We start from the raw sequence: 19,887 nt of genomic DNA on the forward strand, positions 1-19,887 counted from the left end.
ACCAGCTCGATGATAAGAACACTTATTTTTCTTGAAGTGCTGCTTCAACCCATTCAAGTCGATCCTGGCCGAAGTGCAATTCATTGCCAACTATAAATGTCGGTGCACCAAAAACACCGTTTTTAACGGCTTCATTTGTTGCCTGAATCAATGCTTCTTTTATCTCCGGCTGAGAGGTTGCTTCAAGAATCTCCGCAGGATTAAAGTCAGCAGCCTCAAGTATCTCAGAAAGAACTTCTTTGTCGGAAAGATCCTTTCCATCAGCCCACGCTGCGGTATACATGGCTGTGTTGTAATCTTCGATACGACCTGCGGCTTGCGCCCATAGTGCGCCACGTAGTGCAGTTACCGTGCTGAAAATGAAATGAGGATTAAGCTGATAAGGCACCTGGTATTTATCCGCGTAGCGCTGGAAGTCTTTACTAATCCATTCCCATTTAGCCTGATTAGTAATTGGGCTTGTATTACCTGAGGCTTTAAATACGCCACCCAAAAGCATCGGTTTGTAATTTATCGTGGCACCTGTATCCGCTTTCAGCTTTTCTAGCTGTGTCCATGCCAGATAGGAGGCAGGGCTAATAAAATCGTAGTAGAAGTCAACATGTTTACTCATGAGTTAGTCCTTGAATGGGTTGTTACCATACCTCTTTGAACGGGCGAACGTCCTGTTCAAAGGTCCAGGTGGATTTATGTTGCTTATGTAGTTGCCAGTATATTTCTGCCAGTTGGTCGGGTTGGAGAACGCCATCTTCCCCTTTGCTGGCATACATATCTGGGAACAGACTTGCGGTGTTATCGTTTTCAATAAGGCCATCTACAATGACATGGGCGACATGGATACCCTGAGGGCCCAGTTCTCTTGCCATACTTTGTGCCAATGCTCTCAGGGCGTGTTTTCCTCCGGAAAATGCTGCAAACCCGCTACTTCCTCTAAGGCTGGCTGATGCGCCTGTAAATAGAATGGTTCCCTTGCTTCGGGGCAGCATTTTTCGGGCAACTTCTCGTCCAACCAAAAATCCAGCAAGAGCACACATCTCCCATACTTTGCGATAGACCTGAGTAGTCGTTTCAGTAAGGCCATATCTGACATTTCCCCCCACATTGAAAACAGTGACGTTGATTGGGCCAATCTCGGTCTCTACCTTTTCTATGAGTTGAACAACCTGTTGTTCATCTCGCGCATCTGAATGGATTGTGGTTATTGCGCCACCCGAACTTTCAATTTGATTTTTGAGGGTTTCAAGATCGCCTCGACGGCGAGTGGCGACAATATGGAAGCCTTCGTTTGCAAAGCGTCTGGCGATAGCTGAGCCAAGATAGTCACCTGCACCGATGATTAGAGCTACCTGTTTAGTCATCACTTTCTCCTTAGGCTCCTTAGGGATTGGTTGCCAAAAGCTTAGTATGAGAACTAAAATAATTAAAATCGATTGTTTTGATGGCTATGATAGATGGTGGTTATGTATGGAGTTGCAACAACTCAGGCTATTTCTCGCTGCGGCTGAATCGGAAAGCTTTACGCGCGGGGCGGAGCGCGCATTTGTATCACAACCTGCATTGTCTGCTTCAATCTCAAAACTTGAGGCCGAGATGGGGGTAAAACTTTTTACCCGTAACAAACGCAACGTGGTATTGACTCCGGCGGGCAGAAAATTACTCAAGCGCGCAAGATTGATTGTAGGTGAGTGTGCCAAAGCCAAAGACGAACTTAAACATCATGAAGTGCAAAGGCGTCTCAGAATAGGTGTTATCAATACACTATCTATTAGTCATGTTGCTAGGTTGGTCGAGCAATACCGACGTGAGCACCCCGATCTGCAGTTGGATGTGATTGATGCCAGTGCAATTGAGATGGATAAGCTCGAAGAAGAAGATAAGATCGATCTGGCTTTAACGGTGCTACCCGATTCACCCCGTTCTTCAAGAAAGTTCATCAATACGCATCTTTTGTTTACTGAGCCTTATGTATTAGCGCTGCCATTAAATCACCATTTAAGCCGCTCAAGCTCGATTAGTTTATCAGAGCTGGAAGGAGAGCCGTTTATCGCTCGGTCACATTGTGAACATCGTAGGGTAGTGCAAGGCTTACTGAAAGCGCATAACGTCAGACTTAATTTAGCCTATGTGGCCAATCAGGATGACAGGGCGCTGGCGCTGGTTTCTGCAGAAGTAGGTATTGCTATCGTACCGCAACATTATGAAGTGAGTAACATCGTAAAGCTGCCGCTCGCTGAGGATCAGATCATGCGAAGTGTAGGCTTTGAGTGGGGTGAGGGAGGTAATATTGATGAGGTTAAACAGTTTGTAGATTTTGCCGCTACGGCCCCGTGGGGCTAATAGGTAGAAGAGTGTTATGTGGCTATCTTTACACAGTTTCTTCCAGCGCGTTTGGCGGAATAGAGCGCAATATCAGCGGCATTCAATAGATCACCGACTTCATTCATCGAGGCGTTGTAAGTCGCAACCCCGAAGCTGGCTGTCAGGTCAATCGATTCATTTTCTGTTTCAATGACCATCTCTTCAATACGAAGGCGTACCTTTTCCGCAAACTTATACGCCTGATGCAGGTCGGTATTGGGCAGGATAAGCGCAAATTCTTCACCCCCGTATCGAGCCGCAATATCGGTCCTTCTTATGGATTGTTTAAGTAAATCACCTACCAGCTTTATCGCATGATCACCAATGTTATGGCCCCAGGTGTCATTTATCTTTTTAAAGTAATCGATATCGATTACTACAGCACAGAGGTGATCAGTCGAGCGGTTTAGGAATTTTAAAATTTCGTCGCACTTTTGGTACAAAGATCGCCGATTATCCAAGCCCGTCATTACATCAGTATGGGCGAGTCGCTCCGCTTTTTGGCGTGCTTCCTCTAAACGATAGTTGTGCTGCATCTGCTGGGTGAGATCGGTAAATGTGGCAAGGATAGCCGCTTTACTGTTATAGAAAATTTGCCTGGCATTCAAAGAAAGGTGAAATACTTGCCCCTCTTTAACATGCTCAAAGCGATGGGAATCTATAAGAGCACCCTCGGCAAGTTTATCGCAGAGTTCCTGGGGGAAGTTAAACTGAGAAAACAAGCTGGTATCAAAATCACTTTTGTTACGCTCTTCAATCTGAAATAACGAGTTAGCTGCGTCATTATAGAAGAGGTGATCACCGTCAGAGATTCGGGTTACGGTAATGGGAAGGGGTGATGCACTGAATATATAACGAAGGTTTTCTTCGTTGGTACGGTAGGCTTCTCGGCGTCTTCGGTCATCCGTTACATCAATCCCGCTGCATGCCAGGCCAATAATGGCCTGTGATTCAGGATCTCGCAGGGGCTCTACAACCAGGTCGAAGTACTCACAGTTTGGATCTCCCAAAACAGTTGGCATCTCAACCCGTTCACCAATGCCTGTTTCAAGTACTCGGCGTTTAATGACGCCCATACGATCTGCCAGATCTTTATCCAGAATGTCCCAGTCGGTTTTGCCAAGAACATCATCCTGTACAAAGCCCATATGCCCATTATAGAGCCAGGTATAGCGAAGTTCTGTATCGTGATGACAAAGAGCCATCGGACTCAGGCGTAGTGCAGTGAGGAAATTCTGCTCAGAGCGTTCAGCTCTTTCACAGCGTTTCCTTAGCTGCTCGATTTCACTTTTAAGTGAAGCGATAAGTTGTACCTGAGTATCTGGCATATGTTTCAATATGGCACTTAAAGCCTGTTATCTTTGGGTTTGTAAGTATTTTAGCGTATGAATATTGCAATAAATGTGTCCTAATAAACTAGCTGATTTCCATTTGCCGGAAAAGCATCTTTACTATTCTGTTTGGTTCTATGTCTATTCAACAGGAATGGCTGTGTCGTTCTTTACCTCACGTAGGGCGAAATTGGATTTCACCTGACTAACGCCGGGCAAGGAGAAGATCTTTTCATTTAGAAAACGATCGTAGGCAGCCATATTCTGAATAACGACACGTAGTATATAGTCGGCATCACCCGTAACTGCGAAGCATTGCAGCACTTCCGGATAATCTTTAACTGCGGCTTGAAACTCGGTTGCGTGATCCTGTTGATGCCTGATCAGGCTGACCATAATGATAACGCTGAGGTCGTATCCGAGCGCTTCCGGATCGATAATAGTCGTATGTTTCTTAAGTACCCCGTTTTCATCAAGTGCTTTTACTCGGCGCCAACAAGCGGCTGAAGATAGCCCAACCTGATCGGCGAGTTGCTGGTTTGAGATACGTCCATCCTGTTGCAAAATGTTGATGATTTGACGGTCGTAACGATCGAGTTCTATTGTCATGTATTCGTTTTTCATTTTTAAAATGAAAGATTCTTTCTATTAAATGCTACCACATTAATGTTCCTTTCATAAATAGACTGTATTGGCTGTAATTTCGAAAGCACCTTTCTCCGGAAACCTCATACACTGTCCAACCATTAATCAAAGGTAATTGATTCAGGTCAATGCGCTGAGGGGCGTTAATAGATCTGACCTGCTGGGCTAGCCCGCTTAATTACCTGAATAACTATAAAGACAAGATTGAGGTGGATGGCATGGGCCATTACGACAAGCGCTTGGAGCAGGTTTCCGACGATAAAAAAATTCAGGCTGAAGAGATTACGGTTAAAAACTCTGAGGTTCTGAATGATCCTTCCCTGAATGGCAATGAATCAGTTCAATTAGATAACTATGAGCTTAATGATCGTTATACACGAGAAACAGGGCGTGTATTTCTGACAGGTACTCAGGCTTTAGTACGTCTGCCAATGATGCAGCGCCAGTTAGACCGGAAGAACGGTCTGAAAACAGCGGGTTTTATTAGTGGTTATCGAGGTTCACCACTTGGTGGTTATGACCAGGCACTATGGCAGGCTAAATCTCTCTTAAAAGATCACGACATTGAGTTTATCCCTGCAGTCAATGAAGAGTTGGGTGCTACGCTGGTTCTGGGTTCTCAGCAGGTGGAAACGTCAGCGGATAAAAATGTCGATGGTGTGTTCGGTATTTGGTACGGCAAAGGCCCCGGTGTTGACCGTGCAGCCGACGCGCTGAAGCATGGTAATGCTTTCGGTAGCTCTCCAACAGGCGGTGTTCTGGTTGTTGCGGGTGATGACCACGGTTGTGTTTCTTCCAGCATGCCTCATCAGTCGGATGCGGTGTTCATCTCATTCTTTATGCCAACCATTAACCCTGCCAACATCTCCGAGTATTTCGAATACGGTCTTTGGGGCATCGCGCTATCACGATTCAGCGGTACATGGGTAGGTTTCAAAGCGATCTCTGAAACTGTGGAAAGTGCAGCGTCGATGGAAATTGGCGAGCTACCTGAATTCAACATTCCAGAAGATTTCACCCCTCCGGCAGATGGCCTTCACTATCGTTGGCCTGATCTGCCGGGACCTCAGATGGAAACGCGTATAGAGAAGAAACTGGAAGCGGTCGCTGCATTTGCTCGTGCTAACCCGTTGGATCGTCGCATTCTCGATGTTGAAGATGCCCGTATGGGTATCGTCACTACAGGTAAAGGTTATCTTGATCTGTTGGCTGCACTGGAAATGCTCGGCTTGGACGAAGACAAGCTACGCGCTCTGGGTATCGATATCTACAAGGTAGGTCTGGTTTGGCCTATTGAGAAAACCGGCATGATGGACTTTATCCGTGGTAAGGAAGAAGTGCTGGTAGTTGAAGAGAAGCGCGGCATTATCGAAAGCCAGATCAAAGAGCATATGTCGGCACCAGATGAAACTATCAATGTTCGTGTTGTTGGTAAGTATGACGAGCATGGCGAGCCTCTGGTTCCTTATGTAGGCGAACTTGGTCCGAATATGTTGGCCAAAGTTGTTGCCGATCGTATTACCCAACTGTTGGGTTCAGACTTCCGCGACCAGCTAGAGAAAATTGGTGTTCGAGGCAGTACCGCTTGTGATCCACAAGGTGTGCGACGCCTGCCATATTTCTGTTCAGGCTGTCCTCATAACAGCTCAACCAAAGTACCTGAAGGCAGTAAGGCTCAGGCAGGTATAGGCTGCCACGTAATGGCAAGCTGGATGGATCGTAATACTGAATCCCTGACTCAGATGGGTGGAGAGGGTGTTAACTGGGCATCTAAGTCTATCTTCCTTGAGAACAAGCATATCTTCCAGAACCTGGGTGAGGGCACTTACTTCCACTCCGGTTCCCTGGCGATTCGTCAGGCGGTGGCAGCAAAAACCAATATTACCTTCAAAATTCTGTTTAATGATGCGGTTGCTATGACCGGTGGTCAGCCTGTTGACGGTGTGATTACCGTTCCTGCCATTGCGAATCAGGTTCACGCAGAAGGTGTGAAACGCGTAGCTATTGTCAGCGATGAGATCGAAAAGTATTCCGATAAAAGCATCTTCCCTGCATCTGCAACATTCCATGATCGTGCTGAGATGGACATTCTTCAGCGCGAACTACGTGAAGTAGAGGGTACGACGGTACTTATCTACGATCAGACCTGTGCAGCTGAGAAGCGTCGCCGTCGTAAGCGTGGCCAGTTTCCAGATCCGCAGAAACGTGCATTTATTAACCACAACGTTTGTGAAGGCTGTGGCGACTGCTCAGTACAGTCGAACTGCTTGTCCATTGTTCCTCTTGAGACAGAAAAAGGCCGTAAGCGCCGTGTTGATCAGTCTTCGTGTAACAAAGATTACTCTTGCGTTAAGGGGTTCTGCCCAAGCTTTGTAACCATTGAAGGTGGTCAGCTACGCAAGGCTGCTGGTGTATCGCTAGGCGAAGCTTTTACTCAGAAACTAACCGGTTTACCACTACCAAAAGTCCCTGCATTAAATAGCCATTACAACCTATTGGTTGGCGGTGTGGGTGGTACGGGCATCGTGACGGTGGGTGCATTGATCACGATGGCTGCTCACCTGGAATCAAAAGGGGCTTCTGTACTCGATTTCATGGGCTTTGCTCAAAAGGGTGGCACGGTACTTAGCTACGTACGTCTTGCTCCTAAACCGAATGACCTTCATCAGGTTCGTATAGAAACCGCTCAGGCGGATGCCATGATCGCTTGTGACATGGTAGTCGCAACAACGGATAAAGCACTAACGGTTTTACGTAAAGACCACAGCCGCGCTGTGTTAAACCTTGCTGAAATTGCGACGGCGGATAACGTCCTGTACCGCGACGCAGACATGGAATCAACACGGCGTGTGCGAATTCTTAATGAAGCAATGGGCGACGATCGTCTTGAATCAATTGATGCGAATCGATTGGCTGAAGCTCTGCTAGGTGACACCGTATTTTCAAATGTAATGATGCTTGGCTTTGCATGGCAGAGCGGGTTGATCCCGGTCTCTCTTGATGCATTGTTGCGTGCGATTGAGCTGAACGGCGTTGCCATCGACAAAAATAAGACCGCATTTAACTGGGGGCGAATTGCCGCAGTTGAGCCTGACTTTGTAGAGCAGTCTGCCGGTGGCCATAAACCAGCACCTGAACTGACACTGGATGAAAAGATAAAGCGTAACACTGATGAGTTGGTTAAGTATCAGGATCAGGCTTATGCCGATCGATACAGCCAGCTGATTAGCCAGATCCGAAAAGCCGATGAAGCTCAGGGTAATAGCCTTGCGCTGACTGAAACTGTGGTAACCCAGTTGTTCCGTCTAATGGCTTACAAAGATGAATATGAAGTTGCTCGTCTCTATACCGATTCTGATTTCTTAGAGCAGGTAGCGCAGACATTTGAAGGCGACTACAGCATTAAGTTCCACATGGCTCCGCCACTACTTGCGCGTGCGCTGGATCCTCAGGGGCGTCCGAAGAAGATGGAGTTTGGCCCATGGATGATGAAAGCACTGAAGTTTGTCGCGGGTTTCCGTAAATATCGCGGCACTATTCTGGACCCATTCTCTCGCCATAGTGATCGTAAACTGGAGCGCAAACTCCGCGATGACTACATGGTACTGATTGACAAGCTGAGCGCAGGTCTCTCCGCTGACAACTATGAAACAGCCCTGAAATTGGCAGATGCCCCATCTGAAATCCGTGGTTTTGGCCCGGTGAAAGAGGAGTCTGCAAAGAAAGCTCAGGTTGTTACAGATGATTTGTTAGCAAATTTTAACAAGGCGGGCGCGTAAGCGCCCGAGTCTTAGAAAGACAGACCCTTAAGAGATTAGGAATCAGCTATGTTCGAAGGTTTACACGCAGTTCCCCAAGATCCGATTCTAGCGATGCTGGCGAGCTATCGAGAAGATACACACCCGCAGAAAATCGATCTGGGTATCGGGGTTTATAAAAATGATCAGGGTGATACCCCGATTATGCGAGCGGTACAGGTAGCAGAGGCCAGACTGCTGGCGACTGAAACCACAAAGAGTTATACAGCTCCCGCTGGCTCGCCTGTTTATAACGAACGTGTCGCTAAGTTGGTTTTTGGTTCAGACCATCCTGTACTTAACGATAAGCGAGTTGTTTCAGCTCAGACCCCGGGTGGCTGTGGAGCCCTACGCATGGCGGCTGAGTTTCTAAGAGGCTGTAACGAGGATAGTAAGGTATGGGTTAGCACACCCACGTGGGCAAATCATATGCCTTTGTTGGGTGGTGCGGGTCTAGAGATCTGCATGTACCCATACTACGACCATGACAACAAAAACATCGATTTTCAGGCGATGCTTGATGCGCTGGAAAGCGCTGTGGCAGGGGATATCGTGTTGCTTCATGGTTGCTGCCATAACCCAAGTGGCGCTGACCTTAATAAAGAACAGTGGCATGCCATAGCAGATCTGATGGAGCGCAAGGGCCTGATTCCATTTGTCGATATGGCCTATCAGGGCCTAGGTGCAGGAATCGATGAAGATGCCTACGGCTTGCGTATGTTGGCTGCACGTTTCCCGGAAATGGTTGCAGCGACTTCCTGCTCAAAGAACTTTGGCCTCTATCGGGAGCGCACAGGCACGCTGTTTATTGTTGCAGCAACACCAGAGCAGGCAGCAAATGCCGGCAGTCAGCTGTTCAGTAAGATCCGTAGTCATTACTCCATGCCACCTTCTCATGGTGCAGCCATTGTAGAAACCATTCTGGGTGATACCGAGCTTTCTCAGACCTGGTTGGATGAGCTGGCTGTGATGCGTAACCGCATTCAAGGGTTACGTCAGAGTCTGGTTGCAAAAATTAGAGATTCAGCGATCGATCGTGACTTCTCTTTTATAGAGCAGCAATTTGGCATGTTCTCCTTTCTGGGGATTACCAGTGCTCAGGTCGAGGCACTGCGTTCACAGCACAGTATTTACATGATTGATTCCAGCCGCATGAACGTAGCGGGTTTGAATGATGAATGTATGGACTATTTCGTATCTGCGTTAGGCGAGGTATTGCGAGCCAGCTAACGTTTTAAAAATTACATTTTCGCAAATTATAAAAATAAATAAGAGCCAAAAAATAATGAACACAGTTCTATTCGATCATCCCGAATTTGATGGTCACGTGAATATCTTTGCTCACTTTGATGAGAAAACCGGCCTTAAAGCCATGAGCGCAGTTCACCGTTCCTGGAACGGTAAGCCTGCCGTAGGTGGATGCCGTCTACGCAACTATGCTTCAGCTGACGAGGCCTTTACTGACCTCTTGCGCCTGTCAAAAGGGATGACCTACAAATCGGTACTGGCGGGTTTAGATTACGGCGGTTCCAAGTCCGTGATGATTGCCAATCCTGAAACCATGGATCGTCGCGATACTTTCCTGGCGATGGGTGATTTTGTAGAAAGTCTGGGCGGTAAAATCAGTACCGGTGTAGATGTTGGCTTGACCGCAGCGGATGTTGAAGTCATGGGTGAGCGGACATCTTACTTGGGCGGTCGCGGTGCTTTAGCACCTGATCTTGTAACTGCTTATGGCGTGCTTACCTCAATACTTGCCGCGGTAAGGCACCGCAAAGGCAATGACGACCTTACCGGTATGCACGTTGCGGTGCAGGGATTGGGTAAGGTCGGCTATAAGCTCGTTGAACTGCTTCTTGAAAGGGGCGCAAAGGTTGTTGCAGCTGAGGTAAATGAAGACTCAGTGGCCCGCGCCCGTGATAACTATTCAATCGACATCGTCGATCCTTCTGTGATCCATGCTCAAGATGTCGATATCTACAGCCCCTGTGCATTAGGCATGGTGATAAATGACCAGAGTATCAATGAGATCTCTGCGGGCATTGTTGCCGGGGCTGCCAATAACCAACTTACTTTGCCTGGGCATGGTGTGTCTCTGGCGAAGAAGGGTGTTCTGTACGTACCAGACTATATCAGTAACTGCGGTGGTCTTTTAGCCGTTGCCAATGATCTCGAGAAAAGCGATGAGAGTTGGGTCTGGGACAAAGTAGCCGAGATTGCAGGCACCCTGGACGAAGTTTTTACTCTTGCTGACCGTGAGGGAATTGCAACCAGTGATGCGGCCGATCAGATCGGCGCTGCACGCATTGCTGCGTTCGATAAACAGCAGGGGTAAAAAACCATTCAGTCGAAATTCAACCCGGCTGATAAGAAACCCAAAAGGTTCGACAACGAGGGAACCTGAGAATAAGTCTCGGACTTTCTCAGTGGACAATAAAACGGCTTAGTGCGCGAAAGGCAGTGCAGTGTAATGACGAGTCCTTTCCAAACTGCCTGACAAAGCAGGAAGCCGTTTTAGTGCCCACCCAAAGGGGCTTACAGAGCGATTCAATCTCTGCGTTAACGATCTTCGACGTACAACCAGTATGTCTGTAATCGTTGCCTTGATCTTGAACCGCTCTGAAAGCCTGAGTCGTTCAAGGTTTGTTCGCAGGTTCCCTGGCTTTTAACAGGAGAGCCGTGCTTAACCCAGGCCTGGTGGCCAACACAAAGTCCTGACTTTCATGCACGGATCGTCAGGACTCTTATAACAATAATTGGAGTGCCCAAAAATGAAACTACGCAACTATCTGGCAGCGGCAGTTACTGCTGCATCTTTTTCACTTTCTGCTTCTATGACTGTCCAGGCTGAGCCTGTTTATGTCGCTGCCACAGCGATTGTTGAACATCCCGCGTTAGACGCTGTACGTGATGGCCTTAAAGAAACACTGGCTAAAAACGGCTATAGCGATAATGATCTGAAATTTACCTATGAAAGTGCTCAGGGTAACCCAGCAATTGCCGCGCAGATTGCACGCAAGCTGGTGGGCGATAGTCCTGATGTTATCGTTGCGATCTCTACTCCCTCGGCGCAAAGCGCAGTTAGCGCAACACAAGATATTCCGGTGGTATTTTCTGCGGTTACTGACCCGTTAAGCGCTAAACTGGTAAGCAATTTTGATAAACCTGGTAAGAACGTTACAGGTTTGTCGGATATGTCTCCGGTACAGCAGCACTTGGAACTGATGCAAGAAGTTCTGCCAAATCTGGAAAAAGTAGGCGTACCTTACAACCCAGGCGAGCCAAATGCGGTTGCACTGGTTGAATTGCTCAAGATTGAAGCGTTCAAAATGGGCCTGGAAATTGTAGAAGCGCCGTCTCCAAAATCCTCTGATGTAATGATTGCTACACAAAAGTTGATTGGCAAAGTTGATGCGATCTATTGCCCTACAGATAACACCATCCTGACAGCGCTTGAGTCAGTGGTAAAAGTAGGAATTGATGCTCAATTGCCTGTATTTGCAGCAGAAACCAATGCCGTACAGCGTGGAGCAATGGCTGCGCTTGGCTTTGATTACGAAGATATCGGTCGCCAGACCGGTGAGGTCGTTGTACGTATTCTGAAAGGTGAAGCGGTGGGTGATATTCCCGTTCGTGTCGCTAATGGTTCAGAACTTCACGTCAACAAGAAAATGGCTGCACGTATGGGCGTAGAGATTCCTGCATCTGTACTGGCACGCGCGACCAAGATCGTAGAATAAGTCTGGCCGAGGTAGATCCCTATGTCTCTATTTTCATTCCTAGGCACCCTTGAGATCGGACTGATTTTTGGTCTGGTTGCGATTGGTGTTTACCTGACCTTCCGCGTATTAGATTTTCCGGATCTGACCGTGGATGGCAGTTTTACCATGGGAGCGGCCATTGCGGCTGCTCTGATCATTGCAGGCCTTAACCCTTATGTCGCTACAGTCTGCGCAGTTATTGGTGGGGCTGTAGCAGGTATGGTCACTGCGTGGCTGAATCTGCGTTTTAATATTTTACATCTGCTCGCCAGTATCCTGACCATGACGGCGTTGTATACGATCAACCTGCGCATCATGGGTAAGCCGAATCTGGCGTTGATAATGGAGCCAACCGTGCTTTCACCTTTTGAAGCACTAGGGATCTCCTCCATGTACCTCAAAGTTATTTTTGTAGCGGTAGTCGTTGTGCTGGTGGGTATGGCAATCGCCTATTTCCTTAACACCCAATACGGAATGGGAATGCGTGCAACAGGTGCGAACGCTCGAATGGCTCAGGCAAATGGTATTCGTATCAAGCAGAAGATCTATGCAGGCTTAGCACTGTCTAATGGTTTAGTCGCATTAGCAGGTGCCTTATTTGCACAAACCAATGGTTTTGCTGATTCCACAATGGGTATCGGAACCATTGTTGTAGGTCTGGCGGCAGTTATCGTGGGTGAGAGCCTGTTCGGTAGTCGTTCAATGCTGGTCATTATCTTCAGCTGCATTATTGGTTCATTGCTATATCGCCTGGCTGTTTCCGTTGCATTGAATGCTGACTTCATCGGTTTCACCACATCTGATCTTAACCTGATCACTGCCTTGTTGGTGGCTTTGGCGCTGATTGTGCCGCATATCCGTAGAGAACAGAAAGCTCGTAAAGCTGCGGCTGTAGGAGGGGAAGCATGATTAGCTGTAAAGATATTAAAGTGACCTTCAATGCGGGGCTGGCAACTGAGAAGCGTGCTTTGCGCGGCGTTGATCTTGAGATTCCTGCAGGGGAATTTGTAACTGTCATCGGCTCCAATGGTGCGGGTAAATCGACGCTGCTAAATACAATCGCCGGTGATATTAAATCCAGTAGTGGCAAGCTGCTCTTTGATGCATGGGATGTCACTAAGGTTTCTGCGGCAGGGCGTACTCGTGATGTTGCGCGCGTATTTCAAGACCCGTTAGCGGGCACCTGCGGAAATATGACCGTCGAAGAAAACATGGCGCTCGCCTATGGTCGGGGAAAGCGGGGTGGTCTTCTACCTGCGCTGAATGATGATCTGCGCGAGCTTTTCCGTGAGCAGCTCAAACGCCTGAATCTGGGGTTAGAAAATCGTTTAGACGCTGAAATGGGCCTTTTATCGGGTGGACAGCGTCAGTCAATCAGTCTGCTGATGTCGGCACTTCAGCCTAGCAAAATACTGCTTCTTGATGAACATACAGCTGCACTTGATCCGAAAACAGCTGCATTGGTGATGGAAATTACTGATCAGATTGTCGAGGAGAAAAACCTCACTGTGATGATGGTGACCCATTCAATGCGCCAGGCTCTGGATCACGGTACTCGAACAATCATGATGCATGAGGGCAAAGTGATGTTCGACCTTAAAGGTGAAGAACGCAAAAACTACGACGTTAAAGATCTACTTAATCTGTTCGCCAAAGCTCGTGGTGACGGTGAAGAGCTGGATGACGACAAGTTGCTGCTGGGTGCATAAACCAGCAAACCGAATTCAGATAGACACCTTCATCAGGTTGCAGGACCCCACTCCTGGCGCCACAGCCAACAGAGGGTGTTTGTCTGATATCTGGCCAAAAGCCAAAAATAAACTGGAACAATAAAAACAAAATAGGTAATCAAACATGAAACTCAAAAAGTTGAGTGTTGCCGTTATGGCATTAGCTGCTTTGCCTGCTACTCAGGCGATGGCAGAAGGGGACAATGGTTTTAAAGTAGATTTAGGTCTTAAAACCTTCTACATGAACCGTGATTTTAATCAGGGTATCAACGATACAATCGCAGCGGGTCAGGCGATCCGTTTAGATGTTGATTCACCAATGTGGAACGACACCATTGGTTTTGGACTGGGTGCTGTTCAAGTGTTGGAGCTGACAGACCGAAAAACAGTTAACTCTTCTGATGTTCTCAATCCGGAAGGTGATGGCTACGGGACATTGGAACAGGCTTTTATCAAATTTAAGCCTATTGAAAATCTGGATATCAAAGCAGGGCGCATGGTGATGATGACGCCATTGCTTAACGATCTCACTTCACGTATCTCAGCGCCAAGTACTCAGGGTGTTCATGCTAACCTGGCTTTGGAAAATGGTTCTTTGTACGCAATCTACTCTGATGAAGCGTCCATGAACAACGAAGAAGGCTTTGTTGCGTACTCTAAAAACGGTGAAGAATATGAAATCGTTTCTTTGGGCGGTACCTACAAATTTTCAAATGGTTTAAGCACTCATTTGCAATACGCAGTTGCTGATGACTATCAGAAACAGAGTTACTTCAACCTTAACTATCCAACCAAGTTGGGTGATTACGATCTGTCGCTTGATCTTGCGCACATGCGTGGTGAAAGCGATGGTGCCTTATATGGCAACGATAATTACGAAAGTAACCTGACTGGCCTAACTGCAAGACTATCCCATGGCAATCTGGCGTACACGCTTGCTTACCAGACCATTGGTGGCAATGCCGCGTATGATCAGAAATGGGGTGGAGATGATAATACCCAGTTCTTTACCTGGGGTGCTGTCCAGTTACTGGATTTCAATGCTAAGGATGAACAATCCCTGCAGGCACGTATCGACTACGATGTTCCGTCAGTTCCAGGTCTACACTTGATGGCTCGTCATACAGAAAGTTGGGATATCGATTACAACGGCGGAGATGATGGCCAGCGTCGTGAGACAAACTTTGATGTTAAATACACATTACAAGATGGCGCTGCGAAAGGCCTAAGTATGAGACTGCGCGTTGCCCATGCGGATGGTGATGCGGCTGTAGTACCGCGCATCAATGATATTCGCTTTATCGTCGACTACAAGACGAACCTGTTCTAAGGAATAGAACCCCGACGGTTCTTCAGGTCCCCCTTCACCTGTTGAACCGTACCCTATATTCAACAGTTTTGAGGTCTTATGTTAAGCGGTTTTGGCTCTCATCAATCCGCTGACATGAGGTTTCACCCTGGATGTTTTGCTCCTTCTTCCTCTCGGCAAAACATCTCTACTCGTGGTTAAACTCTGTCGAAACCGCGTTTTTTAAGCGGAGGCTCTCCCTCCGCTATTTTTTAGCTGAAATCTAAAAGCTCGACGTCAAATATCAGCGTGGATCCGGGTGTGATCACTCCTGCTGAGCCATTCCCATAAGCGAGTGCTGCCGGAATAAAAAAGCGCGTTTTTTCTCCAACGACCATCAGTTGCAAACCTTCTGTCCAACCGGGGATGACCTGATTTAAACCAAACTCAATGGGTTCACCACGATCAACAGAGCTATCGAAAACTGTACCGTCGATTAAAGTACCATGATAGTGAACTTTAACTTTGGAGGTTGCCGTTGGGTGATCGGAACCGCTACCAGCTTCTAGTACTCGATATTGTAGGCCTGAATCTGTTGTAACAACTCCTTCTTCATCGGCATTCTTCTCCATAAATGCGCGGCCGTTTTCTAGATTAACTTGCGCCTGCTGCTGTGAAGCTCTGCGTTGCCTGATAATAAAAACAATGATTGCCAGAACGATTAAGGGAAATAACAGATCCATAATTTTCCTAAGGTCTTTGATGATTGTAAAAGAAAGTTTATATCAGTAAGGAGTAATAAGACCAGCTGAGAGGCTTTTCTGCATTGCAGGTACTGGTTTTACTGTCCTCGGCCGAAAAAACATTAGTTCTAGATCTGATTTATCTATCACCTGAGATAATTTTTTGTAGTTATCCGTAGCAAACTTAAAACGTGATAATTAAAGAAAGTCGTGTTGATTTGGAGGATCTAAGGTGGAAGCAGCGAAGTTAAAAGAGGCGATGAAGGTTGTTGAAAGGTACATTTATGCCAAGGACTTCAATCGCCCTCATCAAATGTCGGCTGTGTTTACTGCATCAGCCAGCCTTGAGATGGAAGTCAATAGTTCCAGTATTTCATTTCCAGCATTAACTAATGGGCTTGAACCTATAGCGGATACTTTGTCTCGAAACTTTGGCGCGACCTATGACAATGTATATACCTTGTGTATTGAAGATTCAATTGAACAGTGCGGGCTAAAGCTGGATTGTCGATGGTTTGTCGTGATGACGCATAAACAAGAGAAAACGGTACGGTTAGGGTTTGGTCGATATCAATGGTCTTTTGACGAAAGCGCTGAGCCGCTGGCCGAGAAGTTAAAAATCAGTATTGAAGATATGTTGGTGATCGAACCGTCACTGTCAGAAACTCTCCTTAACTGGATTTCAGCCAAATCATATCCATGGATCAACCGTTCTGAGCTTCTTGAGAATACCCCTGACATAGATTGCATCGAGGGAATGAAACGCTGGTTGATAAAACCTGAAACCGATAAGTTAGCTACGCTCACAGTTAATGGACGATTTTCACCAGAATAGAGTGCATGAAGGTAGTTATATACTGGATTGGCTCTAAATGTTTCAGTAGCTCAAATCGCGTTACTGAATAAAATTGTTATTCATTTCTGTGATGTCTGAGAGTAAGGTAATACCCTTATTTTTATCTGAGATCTGATCATGAATAGTGATAAAGGAAAGCTGGTTTATAGTTGTAAGCTACCGGTACGCTGGGGTGATATGGATGCATATGGCCATGTAAATAACGCACTTTATATGCGTTATCTGGAAGAGGCCAGGGTGCAGCTCATTGAAAAAATGAACGTGGTGATGGACCCAAATGGTCTGGCGCCTGTTGTGGTTAGCGTGGGATGTACTTTCTTCAAGCCAGTGGTTTATCCCGATACTGTACGGATCGATTGCTATGTTAAAGATCCGGGACGCTCCAGCTTTATGACGATTTATGAAGTCTACAGTGAGAACTCTCCTGAAGAGCGTGTCAGTGAAGGCTATGCCAAAGTTGTCTGGATTGATCATCGCACTGAAAAGTCAGTTCCTTTGCCTGATGCAGTACGAGAATTTATTAGCTAATCAGTCGTTAACTACCGTCACTTACTGCCGGTATTGCTAGAGTTGGTGTGCTGTCTTCCAACGCGTTAATCTTAGTGGCGCGAGTCTGATATCCTTGCTCAGAAGAGATCTGGGCAAGGTTAAAATAGAGATAATCCTGCATCCATTGCTGATAATAGTTGAGCCAGTCACACATATGCTCTTCCAGTGTTGTGTCATCAGTGACAAAACCCGCTTCGATATCGGCTTTTGAGTATAGGTAGCCTTTTTGTAGGTCAAAATGGCAAGGCCTGTCTCCGCAGAAACACTCAATTGAAAGCTGTTTACCTAGTTGCTGCTGCAATAGATGGCCAATACGTCCGACGGTAAGAGGCGCTTCCCCCAGTGAGTTGATCGCTTGTGTTGTGGCTGCGTTGTAGCAGTCTATCTTCATATCGGCATACAACACGGCAATCATGACTCCCTGATTACGAAAAATAGCCACGATTTCGCGTTGTAACTTGATCAGGTAACGATCCTTCTGGGCAGCTGGTGAGAAATAGTCCAGCATCTCCTGATAGAAACTATCCAGTGCTTCAACAGAAGACTCAGAACCTTGTAATACGTCGATATGTTTCTGGATAGACGCATCTAAAGAGATTTGAGTCAGTGGGTTAAAGGTCTTCTGTATGGGTTTTGAAGGATACATGATCAGCTCCGGTTAGTTTGTAATCAATACAAAGCAAACCCAATGCCAGAAAAATAAAGCAGAATTGATTCAACAAGTTGCTGGTTAAAATTAATACAGTATGAATAGAATTTAGCGTTTAATTGCCGTTGAAACGGCAACTATTTGTAGATGCGGCAAAGGGCGGCAACTGGATTGCCGCCCGAGAGATGTTAGTGCTTAAATTCAGAAACCAGGGATTTCAGGCGTTGAGATAACTGAGTGAGTTGCTGTGTCGCATTCTCAATTTCCTGCGAGGCAGAATAGGTATCTTGTGCCCGTTCGGAAATAGTCACAACATTCTGGTTAATGGTTTCAGCGACTGAAGCTTGTTCTTCAGCAGCACTGGCAATCTGTAATGTCATTTCACTGATAGTATTGGATTCCAGGGTAATTGCAGAAATGGATTTTCCTGATTGCTCAGCCTGAATCGCGCTTTGCTGTCCGGCCTCGCGACTGTTTTGCATCGCTTTTACCGCTTCTCCTGCCGCTTGGTGGAGTTTAGTCACCACATCCTGAATTTCAGTTGTTGCGGTTTGAGTACGGCTGGCAAGCTGGCGTACCTCATCGGCAACCACCGCAAACCCTCGGCCAGCATCACCAGCACGTGCAGCTTCGATGGCAGCATTCAGGGCGAGTAGGTTGGTTTGTTCTGCAATATCATTGATCACGTTTAACACGCTGCCAATACTGTCGCTGTCATTGGCCAGTTGCTCCACAACGGTTGACGCGGTATCCAGCTCACTCATCTGCTTATTAATGGTATCAATCGTTGTGCTGACTTCTTGATTACCTTGTGCAGCAGAAGAATCAGCAGCTGACGCCGCTTTAGCTGCTTCTTGCGCATGGCCTGCAACAGTATTCGCTGTGGCAGTCATCTGGTGGACAGCGGCCGCAGCGTGTTCGGTTTCGGCGCTTTGTTGCTGGATTGCAACGGTGGCTGCAGAACTGATCTGCCGAAGGTTTTGCGTAGATTCACTCAGGTCTGCAATAGAATCGCTGACACCGGTAATGGTGTTGCGGATCTTGCCGACAAAACCGTTGAAGCCTTTTGCCAGAGTGACGAGTTCTGAAGCGCCTGTTTCTTTAAGGGATACATTCAGATCTCCTTCACCTTGTCCGATCAGCTCAAGGTTCTTTGCAACATGACGAATTGGGTATACAACGGTGAAAATGATCACAGCAAGCGCAATCAGAGCAACTAATACACCGATACCCGCTGCTACCGCAATCATCGTTGAGGAGGTTGTGACCAGTTCGTCTACTTTAGCCACTTCAGAGTCAACCAGTGAAGCACTCTCAGCTTCCATTTCAGAGAGGGTTTTAAGCAACTGGTTGATGATGCTACTCAGTGATTGGCGCTCATCACGAAATGTCATGTAATCAACAATCATCTGACTCGCGCGTTGGTCAAGTCGGGTATAGCTCTGTTTAATGCTGTCTGCCGATTCAGAGAGGGCTGGCATCGACATCGCCTGATAGGTTTGCTCCATAACAGCAGCAAGCGCATCACGGTCTGTTTTTATTTTTTCGAGCTGGCTGTTCAAATCAGACGAGGTAAACATGTTACCTAGTGAGCTGCTGGTTAGAATTGTATTGAGGCGTATCTGGTCCAATTGATCTTCTATCGCTTCAAGACGTGACACATAGGTAACGTCATAGATATTCTGGCTGATAAGATCCTGGAGTTTGTCCTGGGTCGCGGTAGTGTCACTGAGGATGCTATTGATGATCTGACGGAGTTCATCTTGCTGGCCTTGTAACTCTGAATAGCTGGAGAGAATTGAAAGGCTGGCACCGCGGTAACGACGTATGGCGCTGTCTGTCTTTTTAATTAGTTTCTCGTCAATGAGTCCTGCTTCCTGCATCGCTTTTAAAGCATTTTTTGAAGCTTTTTTATGCTCACGCATCAGTTTTCGTCCATCGCGCTTACTGATGTCATTTGAAAGAATCCGTTCGGTAATCAGCATCTCAGCTTGAAGGCTACTAGAGATTTGCTTACCACCATCTGAGGTTGCTCTGGCATCGCCAGAGACAAAAAGCAGTGATTCTGAGACTTTCTTTACGCCGTATATGCCCGCGGCACCACAAGCGACCAGGATTATCAGCATGGTGATAAAACCGGCACCTACACGCGCACCTATAGATATGTTCATTGATAATTA

At 46.9% G+C, this 19,887-nt stretch carries 17 protein-coding genes; 10 read left to right on the plus strand and 7 right to left on the minus strand.

The features are described 5' to 3' along the window. Positions 1-22: 22 nt before the first annotated feature. Entirely contained in the window at positions 23-613 is a 591-nt protein-coding gene (locus MED92_RS02445) for a 2-hydroxychromene-2-carboxylate isomerase (RefSeq protein WP_007019889.1), read from the minus strand. A 22-nt stretch (positions 614-635) separates the two neighbouring features. Beyond that, entirely contained in the window at positions 636-1,358 is a 723-nt protein-coding gene (locus tag MED92_RS02450) for an SDR family oxidoreductase (protein WP_007019890.1), read from the minus strand. 106 nt (positions 1,359-1,464) lie between these two features. Here MED92_RS02450 and MED92_RS02455 point away from each other — a divergent pair, with 106 nt between their 5' ends. Continuing rightward, positions 1,465-2,337 (plus strand): LysR family transcriptional regulator, encoded by an 873-nt coding sequence (locus MED92_RS02455; protein ID WP_007019891.1) that lies wholly within the window; start codon positions 1,465-1,467, stop codon positions 2,335-2,337. A gap of 14 nt (positions 2,338-2,351) precedes the next feature. Here MED92_RS02455 and MED92_RS18360 read toward each other — a convergent pair whose 3' ends face one another. Next, a complete protein-coding gene (locus tag MED92_RS18360) occupies positions 2,352-3,686 on the minus strand; it encodes a sensor domain-containing diguanylate cyclase (protein ID WP_007019892.1) in 1,335 nt (444 codons plus the stop codon). A gap of 144 nt (positions 3,687-3,830) precedes the next feature. After that, positions 3,831-4,298, minus strand: coding sequence for an Lrp/AsnC family transcriptional regulator (locus MED92_RS02465; RefSeq protein WP_154715129.1), 468 nt, complete (start codon positions 4,296-4,298; stop codon positions 3,831-3,833). A 254-nt stretch (positions 4,299-4,552) separates the two neighbouring features. On the opposite strand from MED92_RS02465, the gene MED92_RS02470 reads away from it, so the two are divergent. The 7 genes from MED92_RS02470 to MED92_RS02500 all read left to right on the plus strand — a co-directional run bounded on the left by MED92_RS02470 (position 4,553) and on the right by MED92_RS02500 (position 14,952). Next, positions 4,553-8,113, plus strand: coding sequence for an indolepyruvate ferredoxin oxidoreductase family protein (locus MED92_RS02470; RefSeq protein WP_007019894.1), 3,561 nt, complete (start codon positions 4,553-4,555; stop codon positions 8,111-8,113). Positions 8,114-8,161: 48 nt separating this feature from the next. Beyond that, the gene (locus MED92_RS02475) at positions 8,162-9,361 is read left to right on the plus strand and encodes an amino acid aminotransferase (RefSeq protein WP_007019895.1); all 1,200 of its coding nucleotides are present in this window, start codon (positions 8,162-8,164) and stop codon (positions 9,359-9,361) included. A gap of 55 nt (positions 9,362-9,416) precedes the next feature. Next, on the plus strand, positions 9,417-10,466 hold the full coding sequence (locus MED92_RS02480) for a Glu/Leu/Phe/Val dehydrogenase family protein (protein ID WP_007019896.1): 1,050 nt from the start codon (positions 9,417-9,419) through the stop codon (positions 10,464-10,466). A gap of 436 nt (positions 10,467-10,902) precedes the next feature. Further along, positions 10,903-11,871, plus strand: a complete 969-nt coding sequence (locus MED92_RS02485; protein WP_007019897.1) for an ABC transporter substrate-binding protein — start codon at positions 10,903-10,905, stop codon at positions 11,869-11,871. Between the two features lie 21 nt (positions 11,872-11,892). Then, entirely contained in the window at positions 11,893-12,801 is a 909-nt protein-coding gene (locus tag MED92_RS02490; RefSeq protein WP_007019898.1) for an ABC transporter permease, read from the plus strand. Then, the gene (locus MED92_RS02495; protein WP_007019899.1) at positions 12,798-13,601 is read left to right on the plus strand and encodes an ABC transporter ATP-binding protein; all 804 of its coding nucleotides are present in this window, start codon (positions 12,798-12,800) and stop codon (positions 13,599-13,601) included. Before MED92_RS02490 ends, MED92_RS02495 begins: the two co-directional genes overlap by 4 nt. A gap of 145 nt (positions 13,602-13,746) precedes the next feature. Then, the gene (locus tag MED92_RS02500) at positions 13,747-14,952 is read left to right on the plus strand and encodes an OprD family outer membrane porin (protein ID WP_007019900.1); all 1,206 of its coding nucleotides are present in this window, start codon (positions 13,747-13,749) and stop codon (positions 14,950-14,952) included. Between the two features lie 230 nt (positions 14,953-15,182). On the opposite strand, the gene MED92_RS02505 is transcribed toward MED92_RS02500, so the two are convergent. Continuing rightward, a complete protein-coding gene (locus MED92_RS02505) occupies positions 15,183-15,653 on the minus strand; it encodes a BamJ family beta-barrel-assembly machinery protein (protein ID WP_007019901.1) in 471 nt (156 codons plus the stop codon). A 232-nt stretch (positions 15,654-15,885) separates the two neighbouring features. Here MED92_RS02505 and MED92_RS02510 point away from each other — a divergent pair, with 232 nt between their 5' ends. Together MED92_RS02510 and MED92_RS02515 are read left to right on the plus strand one after the other, a co-directional pair. Next, complete coding sequence (locus MED92_RS02510; RefSeq protein WP_007019902.1) at positions 15,886-16,488, plus strand: hypothetical protein; 603 nt, start codon at positions 15,886-15,888, stop codon at positions 16,486-16,488. Between the two features lie 138 nt (positions 16,489-16,626). Beyond that, the gene (locus MED92_RS02515; RefSeq protein ID WP_007019903.1) at positions 16,627-17,037 is read left to right on the plus strand and encodes an acyl-CoA thioesterase; all 411 of its coding nucleotides are present in this window, start codon (positions 16,627-16,629) and stop codon (positions 17,035-17,037) included. A 7-nt stretch (positions 17,038-17,044) separates the two neighbouring features. On the opposite strand, the gene MED92_RS02520 is transcribed toward MED92_RS02515, so the two are convergent. Continuing rightward, a complete protein-coding gene (locus MED92_RS02520; RefSeq protein ID WP_007019904.1) occupies positions 17,045-17,704 on the minus strand; it encodes a hypothetical protein in 660 nt (219 codons plus the stop codon). 191 nt (positions 17,705-17,895) lie between these two features. Further along, positions 17,896-19,878: a methyl-accepting chemotaxis protein gene (locus tag MED92_RS18365; RefSeq protein ID WP_007019905.1), complete on the minus strand. Its 1,983-nt coding sequence runs from the start codon at positions 19,876-19,878 to the stop codon at positions 17,896-17,898. Between the last annotated feature and the right edge of the window lie 9 nt (positions 19,879-19,887).

The organism is Neptuniibacter caesariensis, assembly GCF_000153345.1.
In the GTDB taxonomy this organism is placed as follows: Bacteria; Pseudomonadota; Gammaproteobacteria; order Pseudomonadales; family Balneatricaceae; genus Neptuniibacter; species Neptuniibacter caesariensis.

Bases quoted from the DNA above. Each gene is read 5' to 3' on its own strand.
- MED92_RS02445 (WP_007019889.1), bottom strand. From the start codon at position 613: ATGAGTAAACATGTTGACTTCTACTACGATTTTATTAGCCCTGCCTCC.
- MED92_RS02450 (WP_007019890.1), bottom strand. From the start codon at position 1,358: ATGACTAAACAGGTAGCTCTAATCATCGGTGCAGGTGACTATCTTGGC.
- MED92_RS02455 (WP_007019891.1), top strand. From the start codon at position 1,465: ATGGAGTTGCAACAACTCAGGCTATTTCTCGCTGCGGCTGAATCGGAA.
- MED92_RS18360 (WP_007019892.1), bottom strand. From the start codon at position 3,686: ATGCCAGATACTCAGGTACAACTTATCGCTTCACTTAAAAGTGAAATC.
- MED92_RS02465 (WP_154715129.1), bottom strand. From the start codon at position 4,298: ATGACAATAGAACTCGATCGTTACGACCGTCAAATCATCAACATTTTG.
- MED92_RS02470 (WP_007019894.1), top strand. From the start codon at position 4,553: ATGGGCCATTACGACAAGCGCTTGGAGCAGGTTTCCGACGATAAAAAA.
- MED92_RS02475 (WP_007019895.1), top strand. From the start codon at position 8,162: ATGTTCGAAGGTTTACACGCAGTTCCCCAAGATCCGATTCTAGCGATG.
- MED92_RS02480 (WP_007019896.1), top strand. From the start codon at position 9,417: ATGAACACAGTTCTATTCGATCATCCCGAATTTGATGGTCACGTGAAT.
- MED92_RS02485 (WP_007019897.1), top strand. From the start codon at position 10,903: ATGAAACTACGCAACTATCTGGCAGCGGCAGTTACTGCTGCATCTTTT.
- MED92_RS02490 (WP_007019898.1), top strand. From the start codon at position 11,893: ATGTCTCTATTTTCATTCCTAGGCACCCTTGAGATCGGACTGATTTTT.
- MED92_RS02495 (WP_007019899.1), top strand. From the start codon at position 12,798: ATGATTAGCTGTAAAGATATTAAAGTGACCTTCAATGCGGGGCTGGCA.
- MED92_RS02500 (WP_007019900.1), top strand. From the start codon at position 13,747: ATGAAACTCAAAAAGTTGAGTGTTGCCGTTATGGCATTAGCTGCTTTG.
- MED92_RS02505 (WP_007019901.1), bottom strand. From the start codon at position 15,653: ATGGATCTGTTATTTCCCTTAATCGTTCTGGCAATCATTGTTTTTATT.
- MED92_RS02515 (WP_007019903.1), top strand. From the start codon at position 16,627: ATGAATAGTGATAAAGGAAAGCTGGTTTATAGTTGTAAGCTACCGGTA.
- MED92_RS02520 (WP_007019904.1), bottom strand. From the start codon at position 17,704: ATGTATCCTTCAAAACCCATACAGAAGACCTTTAACCCACTGACTCAA.
- MED92_RS18365 (WP_007019905.1), bottom strand. From the start codon at position 19,878: ATGAACATATCTATAGGTGCGCGTGTAGGTGCCGGTTTTATCACCATG.